Source organism: Streptomyces sp. NPDC037288, from assembly GCF_055603265.1.
Genome location: NZ_JBVJVY010000005.1, coordinates 97,438 through 111,313, shown reverse-complemented (window position 1 = coordinate 111,313; position 13,876 = coordinate 97,438). Strand labels below are relative to the sequence as shown.

Here is a 13,876-nt window from a genome sequence, read left to right as displayed (position 1 = left end):
GGGGACCGTTACGACTCTCGCACAGCCCGCGACGGCCCGTAAGGGAATTGGCAACACACGATACGGTGGTGCTTCCGGCATATGCCAGAGTCTTCCCGGAGTGTTCCCGACGCATGAATCATGTACGCGGCCGGTGGCCTAAGTCGTAGACGGACTACGGGAGTTGCCTAATTGCGGACGTTTTCCTACGGCGCTCAGTCATTTGTTCGTCGCTCCTGTGTTCGTGGGTACTCCGATCGTCTTGTACACGACGAAGTCTGACCGGATTTGGCGGCATGCGAGGTGCCCCCGAAGACTCCATAAGGGCATGGACTCCATCACAGTCGAACAGCCCGCCCAGGCCCGGCTCATCACCGCCGACGACCTGGAGATCCCCGTGCCGGCCACGCTGCGCTACACCACGGACGACCCCCTGGCCGTCCGCGTGGACTTCCCCGCCGAGGCCGCCCTGGAAGGCGAGGAGGTCACCTGGATCTTCGCGCGCTCCCTGCTCGACCAGGGCCTGCGGGCCCCGGCCGGCCATGGGGACGTACAGATATGGCCGTACGGCCGCACCCGGACCGTCGTGGAGTTCCACTCGCCCCACGGCGTGGCTCTGCTGCAGTTCCCCGCCTCGGCGCTGCGCCGCTTCCTGCTGCGCACCTACGCGGCGGTGGCGGCCGGGCAGGAGGACCTGGCCGGGGTGGTGGAGCGGGGGCTGAGTGCCCTGTTCGGCGGGGTATGAGGGGAACCGCGGACCACTTCGACTGCTGTTCATCTCCGCCTCATCGCACCGGTATGGACCCCTGAGCACCACCGCGGGCACCCTGGCGCGCGGTGTGCCGCAGGGGCACTCCGGTGACGAGGACGGGGCCAATGACACCGATCAGCCGAAGAGGCTTCGTGGGTCTCGGCGCCTCCGTGGCGGCGGGTGCGGCGCTGGGCGCCGGCACGCGCACAACGGCGGCTGCCGCGACCACGGCGACCGGCACGATCAAGGATGTGCGGCACGTGGTGATCCTCATGCAGGAGAACCGCAGCTTCGACCACTACTTCGGCCGTCTGAAGGGGGTGCGCGGTTTCGACGACCGCAGCGGCATCACCCTCGGCGGCGGCTACCCGGTCTTCAACCAGCCGAACGGGACGGGCCGTCAGTACCCGTGGAAGCTCAGCGCGACACCGTCGGCCGGCGGCAAGGACGGCGAGACCCTGGCCCAGTGCAACGGCGACCTGCCCCACTCGTGGTCCTCGCAGCACTCGGCATGGAACAAGGGCCGCATGGACAACTGGGTCGCGGGCGTCGGCAACGTCCGCTCGCTCGGTTACCTGGACCGCTCCGACATCCCCTTCCACTACGCGCTCGCCGACAACTACACCATCTGCGACGCCTACTTCTGCTCCGCGCTCAGCGCGACCGGCCCCAACCGCACCTACCTGTGGAGCGGCAAGGTCGACTCCTCCTCCTACGACGGCGGTGACGAGTCCGGCCTGACCTGGCAGAACTACGCCGAGGCGCTGCAGGCCGCCGGAGTGACCTGGAAGGTCTACCAGAACGCGGCCGACAACTACGGTGACAACGGCTGCGCCTACTTCAAGAACTTCGCGAACGCCAAGGCCGGCGACCCGCTGTACGACCGCGGCATGTCCTCGGTACCGAGGACGACCGGCTCGACCCCCGACGACATCGCCGCGGCCATCAAGGCCGACGTCGTCGCGGGCACCCTCCCGCAGGTCTCCTGGATCGTCCCCGACCAGGCCTTCTCCGAGCACCCCTACGCCCCGCCCGGCGACGGTGCCCACTTCGTCAACCTCGTCTACCAGGCCCTCGCCGCCGACCAGGACGTCTTCGACTCCACCGTCCTGTTCCTCAACTACGACGAGAACGACGGCTACTTCGACCACGTGCCCCCGCCGGCACCGCCCGCCGGAACGGCCGGGGAGTTCCTGAACGGCGTGCCGTACGGCTTCGGCTTCCGTGTCCCGATGATCGTGATCTCGCCCTGGACGCGCGGCGGCTGGGTGTCCTCCGAGGTCTTCGAGCACACCTCGGTGCTGCGTTTCCTGGAGACCTGGACGACCGCGCTGGGCAAGCCGGCCGAGTGCCCGAACATCAGCGACTGGCGGCGCAAGGTCAGCGGCGACCTCACCGGCGTCTTCGACTTCGCCCACCCGGTCCCCGGCCCGGTGTCCCTGCCCTCGACCGGCGTCATCGGCATCGACACCTGCGGCCCGCTGCCCAACCCGGTGCCGACGGACAACGCCCTGCCCGCCCAGGAGCCCGGTACCCGTCCGGCCCGCCCGCTGCCCTACCAGCCCAACGGCTACCTGGACCACCTGGAGTTCGGCGCCGCCGGCAAGATCCTCGCCTGGTTCACCATGACCAACCAGGGCAGCCCGGCCTCCCGCGCCGCCCACTTCTCCATCCATCCGAACGCCTACCGCGACACCACCCCCTGGCAGTACACGGTCGACGCCGGCGGCACCGCCTCGGACTCCTTCGGCATCGGCACGGGCTACGGCAACGGCAAGTACGACCTGACCATGGTCGGCCCCAACCGCTTCCTGCGCCGCTTCCAGGGCGACGCCACCAAGGCCGGCAAGGCGGCGGAGGTGAGCACCCGGTACGCGGTCGAGCCGGGCACGGGCAAGCTCGCCCTCTACTTCAAGATGGCCAACTCGGGCACGTCGTCGGTGAGGTTCACGATCACCTCCCACCACTACCGCAGTGACGGCCCCTGGACGTACACCGTCGCCGCGGGTGCCTCGACGGAGGACTTCTTCAACGCCGTCGCGTACCAGAACGGCTGGTACGACTTCACGGTGACCGTCGACTCCGACGCGACCTGGTCGCGCCGGTTCACCGGCCACCTGGAGACGGGAGCCGCGAGCGTCAGCGGCTGAACGCGGCGTACAGGTCCGGGCGCGGGGCGAGGCCGACGGCCACCCGGCCGCCGGTCTCGAGCGCCCGGACCCCGGCCTCGGCGACGACGGAGGCGGCGTACCCGTCCCAGACGGTCGGACCGGTGACCTCGCCCCGCCGGGTGGCGTCGACCCAGGCCTGCACCTCGCGGTCGTAGGCGTCGGCGAAGCGGACGAGGTAGTCCTGCGCCACTTCCTCCCGGGCGCTGCCCGCGCTGGTGACCACCATGGCGTGCCCGTCGCCGATCCGCGCGCTGCCCTTCTCGCACACCGCCTCGCAGCGCACCTGGTAGCCGAAGCCGCAGTTCACGAAGACCTCGACGTCGACCAGCGCGCCCCCTTCGGTCTCGAACAGCACGAACTGCGGGTCGAGCAGGCCCTCGGGGGCACCGGCGGACGGCGTGGGCCGCAGCACGGTCACGGCCGTCAGCTCCTGCCCCAGCAGCCAGCGCGCCGCGTCGATCTCGTGCGAGACGGAGCTGTTGATCAGCATGGCGCTGGTGAAGTGGCCGGGGGAGGAGACGTTGCGGTGGGTGCAGTGCAGCATCAGCGGGCGGCCGAGGCCACCGCCGTCCAGCAGCGCCTTCAGGCGGCGGTACTCGGCGTCGTAGCGGCGCATGAAGCCGATCTGCGCCAGCCGCCGGCCCAGCCGTGCCTCGGACTCCACCACCCGCAACGCACCGGTGGAGTCCGGCACCATGGGCTTCTCGCACAGGACTGGCAGCCCACGGGCGAAGGCCGCGAGCAGGGCCTCCTCATGGGCGGGTCCGGGGGAGGCGATCAGCACGGCGGCCACACCGGGCGCGTCGAGCACGGCGACCGGGTCCGTGTGCACGGTGACCCCGTCGAGGCCGGCCGTGGCCTCCCTGGCGCGCTCGACGTCGGGGTCGGCCACCGCCGCGACCCTGGCTCCGCTGACCACCTGTTCGAGACGTCGTATGTGGTCGGCCCCCATGTGTCCGGCACCCAGCACCGCCACTCCCAGCAGGTCACCCACGCGTGCGCTCCCTTACGCCGACGATCACGCCGTAGCGTACGCCGCGCAGGGAGCGCTGCCGGGGGCCCGCCGGGACACCGCTGCCTGGGGTCGGTTTCAGTACCGCAGCACTCCGGCGATCCCGTTCGCGTCGCCCAGCGTGCCGTCGGGCACGAAGCGGACGTCGGCGCCGGTCTCCAGGCACTGCTCGACGATCTCGTCCACGATGTCATCGTGGGCGTCCAGTTCGCCGGGCCCGGCCGGCACCAGATGCTCGCCGAGGTCGCGGACGGCCGCCCGGAAGTTCTCCTCCACGGCGAGCAGCCGGACCCGGCCCTCGCGGGCGCTCTGCCACAGCTCGTCCAGACCGGCCGCGAAGGTCCGGTGACCGCGTGCCGAGGTCAGCTCCCGGACCACGTCCGTGGTGCCCTTGCGGGCCTCGGCCTCCAGCACCGGCCGCAGTGCCTGCCACACCGCCTCGGGACCGGCGTGCGCGAGGCCGCCGTGCGGGACGTGGACGGCCGCCTTGGCGACGCTGCCGACCTCCTCCAGCAGGGACAGGGCCGCCTGTTCGCCGGTGACGTACAGCGGCCGGGGCTGGTCGCGCAGGATCGTGTTCATGGCGGTGTCCGCCTCGCGCAGGAACTGCCGGGTGCCCTCGTCGCTGAAGGTGCTCGGCAGGCCGCCCGTGCGCATCTGGCGCTCGGGATCGAAGTTCTCCTGTCTGCGCTCCAGCGGGAAGCCGCCCGAGCGGTCCTGCACCACACGCTCGTCGCCGCCGCTCCACAGGGTGACGCGGTCCGCGGAGACCGACAGCACCCAGAAGGGGCGTCCGGCGGCCTGTGCGGCGACCAGGTTGCGGGTGAGGAAGGTGTCCGAGAGCACCACCCGCTCGGGGACGGTGCGGGCCAGGGACCACACCTGGTGCTCGCCCGGGGCGGCGAAGATCACCAGGCCGTCCTCGGCGTGCGCCAGGTCCACTTCCGCCAGCGCCCGGTCGAGTTGCGCCACGACCTCGTTGCGCCGCTCACGGGTGACGGCGGGGTCGGACTCCAGACGTCTGCGGGCCTCGGTGACCACATTGCGCAGCCGGACGGGATCCTGCCCGTTCTCGGGTTCGCGGCGGTGTGTCGGGGTCAGCACCGACACCGCCGGATACGGACGCGGGCGCCGGAGTTCGGCGAGGGTCGCGGGACTCAGTGCGTGCTCCATGACAGCACGATAGGTCGGATTCACATGTCCGGCATTCGGGGTAATCCAGACCGAAGCTCCTGTGAACGTCGTTGCCGCACCACGGTGACGCCACACCCCGCGGACCGTTACCGTACCGGCCAGTAACCGATCGCGGCGCACCCCCGGAGGCCAGACATGCCGCAGCTCGAACTCGACGGAGCGGCCCTGACGTACGACGACGAGGGTCCCCGTGACGCACCGCGGGTGCCCCTCGTCTTCATTCACGGCTGGACCGCCGACCGGCACCGCTGGGACCACCAGGTCGCGCACTTCTCACCGGGGCGCCGGGTGGTCCGGCTGGACCTGCGCGGGCACGGCGAGAGCACCGGGGCCGGGGTGCGCACCATCGCGGAGCTGGCCCAGGACGTCCTCGCCCTGCTCGATCACCTGAAGGTCGAACGGTTCGTGCCGGTCGGCCACTCGATGGGCGGGATGATCGCGCAGACCATCGCGCTGGCCCATCCCGAGCGGGTGGAGCGGATGGCGCTGGTGGGGTCCATCGGCCGGATGACGTACAGCCGTGGCCGGGGGCTGCTCATGGCCGCCTCCACCCTCGTGCCGTACAAGCTGTTCGTCGCCGCCAACATCCAGCGCGCCTTCGCGCCCGGCCATCCGCGTGCGCGCCGTTGGAGAAGCCGGCCGAGCTGACCGCCGTTCTGGATCGGTTCGTGACCGAAGAGGTCTGACCCCTGGGTGTTTGAGGAAGTTTTTGCCCGTGGCCGGTTCCTGACGGGACCGGCCCGGTGGCGCGGGCCGCGCGGGATGTCACGCGAGCAAAACACGGCCGAAACCATGGGGGCGGGGGAGGGCGTCCGTGTCGCCGCCGAGTTGACTGCCTCGGGCAACTGCCGGAGCCTGGCCATATAGGTGCTAGATACAACTGGTTTGCGGACCGGTCCCTGGTTCACCTGGGGAGGCCGAGGTGAGCGGGGGAGCCGGTCTCGCGCCGGAGGCAGGAGGTAGCGCATGTGCGGCATCACCGGATGGGTCTCCTTCGACCGTGACCTCACCACCGAGGCCACCACATTGCATGCGATGACCGAGACGATGGCCTGCCGCGGACCGGACGACCGCGGCACCTGGGTGCAGGGCCCGGCCGCCCTCGGACACCGCCGACTCGCGATCATCGACCTTCCCGGCGGCCGGCAGCCGATGTCCCTCGACACCGCCGAGGGGACCGTCGCCATGGTGTACTCCGGAGAGGCGTACAACTTCACCGAGCTGCGCCGGGAACTTGAGGGCCGCGGCCACCGGTTCACCACCGACTCCGACACCGAGGTCGTGTTGCACGGCTACCTCGAATGGGGTGACGGGGTCGCCGAACGGCTCAACGGGATGTACGCGTTCGCCGTCTGGGACGGCCGCCACGACAAACTCGTGATGATCCGCGACCGCATGGGCATCAAGCCGTTCTACCACTACCCCACCCCCGACGGCGTCCTGTTCGGCTCCGAGCCCAAGGCGATCCTCGCTCATCCGCTCGCCCGCCGCAGGGTCGCACTGAACGGCCTGCGGGAACTGTTCGTCCTGGTCAAGACGCCCGGACACGCGATCTGGGACGGCATGCGCGAGGTGGAACCCGGGACGGTCGTCACCGTCGGCCGCTCCGGCCTGTCCACCCGCGTCTACTGGCGGCTGGAGACCCGTCCGCACACCGACGACCGCGACACCACCATCGCCACCGTGCGCTCGCTGCTCGACGACATCGTGCGCCGCCAGCTGGTCGCCGACGTCCCGCGCTGCACCCTGCTCTCCGGCGGCCTCGACTCCTCCGCGATGACCGCGATCGCCGCCCGGCAACTCGGCGAGCAGGGCGAGAAGGTACGCAGCTTCGCCGTCGACTTCGTCGGCCAGACCGACAACTTCGTCGCCGACGAACTGCGCGGCACCCCCGACACGCCCTTCGTGCACGACGTGGCCGAACTGGCGGGCACCGACCACCAGGACATCGTCCTCGACGCACAGGCCCTCGCCGACCCCGCCGTGCGCGAGCAGGTGATCCGCGCCCGTGATCTGCCGGCCGGGTTCGGCGACATGGACACCTCGCTGCTGCTGCTCTTCCGCGCCATCCGCGAGAAGTCCACGGTGGCCCTGTCCGGCGAGTCCGCCGACGAGGTCTTCGGCGGCTACCTGCAGTTCTTCGACGAGGAGGCGCGGCGCGCCGACACCTTCCCCTGGCTGGCCAGCATGGGCCGCCTCATGGGCGACGACGCGGAGGTGCTGCGCGCCGACCTCGGCAGGTCCCTGGACCTTGAGGGGTATGTCGCCGACGGCTACCGCACCGCGGTCGCCGCCATCGACCGGCTGGACGGCGAGAGCGACTTCGAGTACCGGATGCGGCGGATGAGCCATCTGCACCTCACCCGCTTCGTCCGCGCCCTGCTCGACCGAAAGGACCGGATGAGCATGGCCGTCGGCCTGGAGGTCCGGGTGCCGTTCTGCGACCACCGGCTGGTCGAGTACGTCTACAACGCGCCCTGGGCGCTGAAGTCCTTCGACGGCCGGGAGAAGAGCCTGCTCCGGGAGGCGGCCGCGGACGTCCTGCCGCGCTCGGTGTACGAGCGGGTCAAGAGCCCGTACCCGTCCACACAGGACCCGCGGTACGCCCGCGCCCTCCAGGAACAGGCCAAGGAGCTGCTGTCCCGTCCCTCCCACCAGGTCTTCGACCTCGTCGACCGTGACCGGCTCCGCCGGGCCGCCGAACGCGAGGAGCCGGTCAGCACCCAGGCGGCCCGGCGAGGCCTGGAACGCACCCTGGACCTCGCGCGGTGGCTGGAGCTCTACTCCCCCGAGGTGACGCTCAGCTGAGGCCGACGGCCCGGTCCGCGGCCGCCGCCGTGGGCTGCCACCACGTCGTCACCGGCTCCCACACCAGGACCTGCCTCCCGGTGCCGAGCCGCGCGGCGGTGAAGGAGCGGCCCCGGTGCGCGGCAGACGCGGCCACGGTCACGGTGTCCACCCGGCGGGCCTCCGGGTCCGCCGGGTCGCCGATGGTCCGGACGTCGGCGTAGGCGGTCCGGCCCGCCGCGAGCCGGTAGCTGCCGGTGCCGCCCTTCGGCGTCGGCAGGGCGGCACCGTCCAGGTCCCCGAAGGTCACCGTGGGCACACGGTCGACGACGTACGCGTGGGCGCCGCGGTTGGTGACGCTCACCCGCACCACGGTCGGGTCGCCGGCCGCGGCCTTCGCCCGGACCGTCAGCGACGTCTCGGTGCAGCGGACCGGCCGGGCGTGGTCCGTGGCGGCCTGGCTCTGCGGCGCGGTCAGCAGCAGGACCGCCGTGGCGGCGGAGGCGGCGGGTACGGCGATGGCGGCGCGGATGCGCATGACGGGCTCCCCCTGTCCTGGTCACGAACGGGATGTGGCGGCCTGAGCACGCCTGCCCAGTGTGACGGCCGGGATGCGCGCGAGGTTGTGCCGGATTCGCACCTGTTACCCGGTTGCGTCGCCGCTGTCATCAGTCGGCGGTGTTCGCGGAGCCGCTCCAGTCGTCGCCGTCCGCCGGGCAGGAGCTGCCGCTCGGCGGCAGGGTGCCGTAGAGCAGGAAGTCGTCGACCTTGCGGTGGACGCACTTGGACGAGCCGTACCCGGTGTGGCCGTCGCCCTTGTTGTCGAGCACCACGGCCGACGGGCCGAGCCGTGCGGCCGTCTCCACGGTCCACCGGTACGGCGTCGCCGGGTCGCCGCGCGTCCCCACGAGCAGCATCTTCGCCGAGTGGACGTCCTTCACCCGGTCGCGGATGAAGTCGGTGCCCCTGGGCCAGCCGTAGCACATGAGCAGCTGGGCGAGCCGGTAGCGGCCGAAGACCGGGGAGGCCTTGTCGTAGGCGGACCGCAGGTTCCTGAGGTCCTTGGTGAGCTGGGCCGCGTCGGGCCGGTCGGGGTCGTCCGCGCAGTTGACCGCCATCAGCGCGGACGCCAGGTTGTCCGAGGGTACGTTCTGCGGATCGACCAGACCGCCGTTCTCCGGGTGCCCTTCCCGGGACGGAGCGGCGCCGCCGCCGGCGAAGTTCAGCACGCCCCGCGTGTCACCGTTCTCCGTCAGCGAGGCCAGGGCCCGCTCCAGGGCGGGCCACAGGTCCTTGCTGTAGAGGGCCTGGCCGATGGCGCCCACCAGGTCCTGGCCCGAGAACGTACCGCCGAAGTCCATCGGGACCGGGTGCTCGTCGAGCGAGTGCACCAGCCCGGTCACCTGCTCCCCGGCCGCACGCCGGTCCTGCCCGAACGGGCAGGCGACGTCGGTCGTACACCAGTCCAGGAAATCGTCCAGCGCGGTCTGCTCCCCCTGGGCGCCGGCCACCCCCTGCTCGGACAGCGGCTCGGTCAGGGTGTCCACGCCGTCCAGGGCGAGCCGGCCGACCTTGTCCGGGAACTGCGCCGCATAGACCGCGCCGAGCCGCGTTCCGTAGGAGAAACCGAGGTAGTTGAGCTTCTTGTCGCCGAGGGCCTGGCGGATGACGTCCAGGTCGCGGGAGGCGTTGACGGTGCCGATGTGCTGCAGCACCGGACCGGAGTGCCGGGCGCACTCGTCGGCGGCCTTCCGCAACTTCGTGAGCAGGGCCTGCGGATGGGCGAGGTCCGGGTGGCCGCCGGTCGCGTCCGCGGCCTCGTCGCCGCCCTCGCCGCAGCTGACGGGGGAGGACCGGCCGACTCCGCGCGGGTCGAAGGTGACCACGTCGTAGCCGTTGGTCAGATCCATGAACTCCTTGCTGTCAGAAGCGAGTTCGGGTATCCCCGCGCCGCCCGGGCCGCCGAAGTTCAGCAGCACCGAGCCCCGTGACGTGCCGGTCGCCCGATAGCGGGCGAGGGCCACGTCGAGGGTGCCCGCGCGGGGCCGGGCGTAGTCGAGCGGGACGGTGACCTTCGCGCACTGGAGGTCCTTCGGCATGTCCGGGCCCTGGCAGGCCGCCCACGTCACCTTCTGCCGGTAGAACCGGGACAGGTCGGGCTGCGGCTGCGGCCGGTCGGTACCGGCCCGGGGCAGCCCGGCACCCAGCAGGGCCAGGGCGAGGGCCCCGGCGCCCGCGCAGCGCCGCACGGTGGGCCGTCTGGACAGCTTGGCCAGCATCGATCGCCTCCCGGGACGCCTGTCGCGGACCGGGGGGACGGCGCCCTCGACTCACCATAAGCGGGCCCCCGGGGACCCGCCTCCGGACGAGCGGCACGGCGCCCGGTGCCGTACGCTTCGCGCCCTCCGTGCCCGTTGGCGATCATTGAGAGGCTTTACATGCAGTTCGATAACAGTGTCGCTCGACGGGGTGAAAGACCGATAAGCCATAACTCGGATGGTTCGCCTGCGTTCTATGTGGTGCGGGTGAGTGCCCGCGACGACGTCTGGAAGGCAGGGAACCTATGAGACGGGCTACCCGAAACGGTGTGATCGCCGTCGCCGCGGCCTCCGGGGCTATGGCCCTGGCGCTGCCGGTGTCCGCCGCCTTCGCGGCCGACGGCGCGGGCGCCGACGGCTCCGCGGGCGGCTCGCCCGGGCTGGTCTCCGGCAACGGCATCCAGCTCCCGGTGCACGTGCCGGTCAACGTGTGCGGCAACACCCTGAACGTGGTGGGGCTGCTCAATCCGGCCGCCGGCAACGCCTGCGCGAACCGCGGCACCGGCAAGGGCGGGTCGCCCACGTCCCGCGGCGCGTCCGCACACGGCGGCGCGCAGGACTCGCCCGGCGTGCTGTCCGGCAACGACATCCAGCTCCCCGTCGGCCTTCCGGTCAACGTCAGCGGAAACAGCGTCAACGTGGTCGGGGTGGGCAACCCGGCTGAGGGCAACCAGTCCGTCAACGGCGAGGCGCCCGGCACCCCCCGCCGTCCGCGCACCCCGGCCCCGAAGCCGCCGGCCCCCGCGAAGCACCATCCCAGCCCGCGCGCACACCCCGTCGCGCAGTCGGCGGCGCTGGCCCACACCGGAATGGACGTGACGGCCCCGGCCGTCGCCGGCAGCGCCACGCTCCTCCTCGCGGGCACGGCCCTCTACCGCCGCTTCCGCTCCGGTCGCCCCAACTGATCGCCACCCGCGGAAACGCCCCACCGGACAACGGCCCGGTGGGGTCCGCACCGCCCTCGGGCCGGCGGTGTCACAGGGCGCGGTAAGTTGACCAGGTGGCGGACGGTACACACGAGCGATGGCGGGCACTGCCACGCCGGGCGCGCTGGGCTCTCGTGGTGTACGTCGGCGGATTCCTGGAGGGGACCTGCTCCCATGTCCTCTGCCTGCTGCGGGGCGGTGTCCACGCCTACTCCGGCTTCGGCCCGCTCCCGCTGCAGGTGTTCTTCGTCGCCCTGGTCGTCCTCGACCCCCTGGCCGTCGTCCTGACCCTGCGGGCGCGGCCCTCGGCCGTCTGGGTGGCGGGCGGCGTGATGACGCTGGACGTCCTCGCCAACTGGTACGTCAACTGGTCCTGGGTGAAGGCGGACCCGGTGCAACTGCTGCAGCCGGTCGGGCTGTTGCCCATCACCCTGTTCGGGCTGTTCGTCGTGGCGACGGTGCTTCCCCTGCGCAATGCGTTCACCGGCGTGGCCACCCGCCAGTGATCCGCAGCCCGCCGCGATCACGAGGAGGACCGAGCCGACGACCACCGAACTGACCTGGCGGGCCAGGGCGCCCCGGACGCCCGGCGGCGCACTCGACGGCCGCGACGAGGGGCTCTCGGTGACCGACGGGACCAGCGGCTGCCGTACGTGCCGCGCGCCGCCTCCGTCACGCCGCGAGGTGACCGCGGCCCTCGACCGGCGGTGAGTGCTACGCGGCGAAAGCGTCGACGCCCGTCAGTTCCGCCGACAGCTGCCACAACCGAGCCGCCTGCTCCGGATCGATCGCCCACTCCCTGACGCCGGCGCGCGCGTCGCCCTCCGGGGCGAGTTCGGCGATGTCGCAGTCCTCCAGATAGACGCCACCGAGCCCGTCCAGCTGCGGGGAGGTCGCCGCCCACACCTGGGTGGCCGCACCCTGCGGCGGGGTCTTGAAGCCCTCGGGGTCGAGCACGTTGCCGTCCTCGTCGATCCACCCGCGCTCGATCATCTCCTCCTTGGGCAGGTGCCGTTGCAGCGGGGTGATGATGCCGCCGGGGTGCAGGGCGAAGGCGCGGACGCCGGCGTCCCGGCCGAGCTTGTCGAGCTGAACGGCGAACAGGACGTTGGCGGTCTTGGCCTGGCCGTAGGCCTCCCACTTGTCGTACCTCCGCCGCCAGTGGAGGTCGTCCCAGCGGACGCCGGAGAAGTGGTGGCCACGGGAGGAGACGGAGACGACTCGGGCACCGCCCGGTGCGATCGCGGGCCACAAACGGTTGACGAGGGCGAAGTGACCGAGGTGGTTGGTGGCGAACTGGGCCTCCCAGCCGGGCCCCACCCGGGTCTCCGGGCATGCCATGATCCCGGCGCTGTCGATCACGATGTCGATGGTCCGTCCGGAGGCGAGGAACCGCTCGGCGAAGCCCCGCACGCTCTCCAGGTCGCCGAGGTCCAGCTCGTCCCGTTCGACGCCGGGGATGCCGGCCAGCGCCTGCTCGGCGACGGCGGGGCGGCGGGCGGGCACGACCACGTGGGCGCCGGCCCTGACGAGCGCGCGGGTGGTCTCCAGGCCGATGCCCGAGTAACCGCCCGTGACCAGGGCGAGCCGTCCGGTCAGGTCGATGCCCCGTAGGACGTCGTCGGCGGTGCTGGCGGCGCCGAAACCGGATCCGATCTTGTGCTGTGCAGTGCTCATGTCCCGAACGCTACGAATTCGAGTGCTCTCGAAGTCAAGCCGGGCGCGCGCAACGGCCGATCTTGCCGTGGCGCGCCCACCCGTTGATCCGCAAGGATGCGGTACGGCAGTCCGGTCCCGACGGAAATGGAGCGCATCGATGACCTCTGCGGCCCCCCACGACCTCGTCGTCACGCAGGCCACCCTCGCCGACTGGCCGGTGATCGCCGGGTGGGCGGCGGCGGAGGGCTGGAATCCCGGACTGTCCGACGGGCCCGCGTTCTTCGCGCAGGACCCCGAAGGGTTCTTCCTCGGCCGCATCGACGGGGAGCCGGTCTCGGCCATCTCCGTCGTGAACTACGGCGCGGACTATGCCTTCCTGGGCTGCTACCTCGTCCGCCCCGACCTGCGCGGCCACGGTCACGGCCTCACCACCTGGAAGACCGCCCTCGCCCACGCCGGCGACCGGACCGTCGGCCTGGACGGCGTCGTCGCCCAGCAGGCCAACTACCGCCAGTCCGGGTTCGAACTCGCCTACCGCACCATCCGGTTCTGCGGCACCGCCCCGCAGGGTGAGACCCCCGCGGGCGTCCGTCCGGCCGGTCCCGGCGACCTCGCGGCGATCACCGCCTACGACCGTGCCTGCTACCCGGCCGACCGTCCGCGCTTCCTCGCCGAGTGGCTCGCCGGCCCCGGCCACCGGACCTTCGTCCGTCACGACGGCGCACGCCTCACCGGCTACGGCGTGCTCCGCCCCGGCCGGGACACCCTGCGCATCGGACCCCTCTTCGCGGACACCGCCGACGACGCCCGCGCCCTCTTCGCCGCCCTCACCGCCGGCGCCGCCGGACACGAGGTCGCCATCGACGTGCCCGAGCCGAACGCGGCCGGCGTCGCGCTCGCCGAACAGGCCGGATTCCAGGCCTCGTTCGAGACCGCCCGCATGTACACCGGGCCCGTCCGCCCGCATGCCCAGGACCGCGTGTTCGGCGTTACCACGCTCGAACTCGGCTGACCGGCCGGGCCGTTGCACCCGAAGGGGCGCCGGGCTGTGTCTGATATGCGGCACCGCCGCGTGGGCG

At 71.9% G+C, this 13,876-nt stretch carries 11 protein-coding genes and 1 pseudogene; 7 read left to right on the top strand and 5 right to left on the bottom strand.

Translation table 11 applies throughout. The annotated features are described in order from the left end of the window. Positions 1-307 precede the first annotated feature (307 nt). A complete protein-coding gene (locus ACZ7GZ_RS07960; protein WP_471021936.1) occupies positions 308-724 on the top strand; it encodes an SsgA family sporulation/cell division regulator in 417 nt (138 codons plus the stop codon). Between the two features lie 131 nt (positions 725-855). Further along, entirely contained in the window at positions 856-2,880 is a 2,025-nt protein-coding gene (locus tag ACZ7GZ_RS07955; RefSeq protein WP_471021934.1) for a phosphocholine-specific phospholipase C, read from the top strand. Here the strand turns inward: ACZ7GZ_RS07955 and ACZ7GZ_RS07950 are convergent. Next, positions 2,870-3,895 carry a Gfo/Idh/MocA family protein gene (locus ACZ7GZ_RS07950; protein WP_471021932.1) on the bottom strand — a complete coding sequence of 342 codons (1,026 nt, stop codon included), beginning with the start codon at positions 3,893-3,895 and terminating at the stop codon, positions 2,870-2,872. The two genes, ACZ7GZ_RS07955 and ACZ7GZ_RS07950, sit on opposite strands and share 11 nt — an antisense overlap. 96 nt (positions 3,896-3,991) lie before the next feature. Then, complete coding sequence (locus ACZ7GZ_RS07945) at positions 3,992-5,086, bottom strand: baeRF3 domain-containing protein (protein WP_471021930.1); 1,095 nt, start codon at positions 5,084-5,086, stop codon at positions 3,992-3,994. Positions 5,087-5,242: 156 nt separating this feature from the next. Between ACZ7GZ_RS07945 and ACZ7GZ_RS07940 the strand changes: the two are divergent. Both ACZ7GZ_RS07940 and asnB read left to right on the top strand, forming a co-directional pair. Next, positions 5,243-5,731: pseudogene (locus ACZ7GZ_RS07940) on the top strand (alpha/beta fold hydrolase); the annotation flags it as partial. A gap of 342 nt (positions 5,732-6,073) precedes the next feature. Continuing rightward, positions 6,074-7,915 (top strand): asparagine synthase (glutamine-hydrolyzing), encoded by a 1,842-nt coding sequence (gene asnB, locus ACZ7GZ_RS07935; protein ID WP_471021929.1) that lies wholly within the window; start codon positions 6,074-6,076, stop codon positions 7,913-7,915. Here the strand turns inward: asnB and ACZ7GZ_RS07930 are convergent. Next, positions 7,908-8,432: a DUF4232 domain-containing protein gene (locus ACZ7GZ_RS07930; protein WP_471021928.1), complete on the bottom strand. Its 525-nt coding sequence runs from the start codon at positions 8,430-8,432 to the stop codon at positions 7,908-7,910. The genes asnB and ACZ7GZ_RS07930 overlap by 8 nt on opposite strands. Before the next feature lie 130 nt (positions 8,433-8,562). Then, positions 8,563-10,173 carry an alpha/beta hydrolase gene (locus ACZ7GZ_RS07925; protein WP_471021925.1) on the bottom strand — a complete coding sequence of 537 codons (1,611 nt, stop codon included), beginning with the start codon at positions 10,171-10,173 and terminating at the stop codon, positions 8,563-8,565. A gap of 284 nt (positions 10,174-10,457) precedes the next feature. Here ACZ7GZ_RS07925 and ACZ7GZ_RS07920 point away from each other — a divergent pair, with 284 nt between their 5' ends. Together ACZ7GZ_RS07920 and ACZ7GZ_RS07915 are read left to right on the top strand one after the other, a co-directional pair. Continuing rightward, entirely contained in the window at positions 10,458-11,117 is a 660-nt protein-coding gene (locus ACZ7GZ_RS07920) for a chaplin (protein WP_471021924.1), read from the top strand. A gap of 95 nt (positions 11,118-11,212) precedes the next feature. Next, positions 11,213-11,644 (top strand): hypothetical protein, encoded by a 432-nt coding sequence (locus ACZ7GZ_RS07915; RefSeq protein ID WP_471021923.1) that lies wholly within the window; start codon positions 11,213-11,215, stop codon positions 11,642-11,644. A 208-nt stretch (positions 11,645-11,852) separates the two neighbouring features. On the opposite strand, the gene ACZ7GZ_RS07910 is transcribed toward ACZ7GZ_RS07915, so the two are convergent. After that, positions 11,853-12,815, bottom strand: a complete 963-nt coding sequence (locus ACZ7GZ_RS07910) for an SDR family NAD(P)-dependent oxidoreductase (RefSeq protein ID WP_471021922.1) — start codon at positions 12,813-12,815, stop codon at positions 11,853-11,855. Positions 12,816-12,954: 139 nt separating this feature from the next. Here ACZ7GZ_RS07910 and ACZ7GZ_RS07905 point away from each other — a divergent pair, with 139 nt between their 5' ends. Next, positions 12,955-13,809 carry a GNAT family N-acetyltransferase gene (locus tag ACZ7GZ_RS07905; RefSeq protein ID WP_471021920.1) on the top strand — a complete coding sequence of 285 codons (855 nt, stop codon included), beginning with the start codon at positions 12,955-12,957 and terminating at the stop codon, positions 13,807-13,809. The last annotated feature ends 67 nt before the right edge of the window (positions 13,810-13,876 follow it).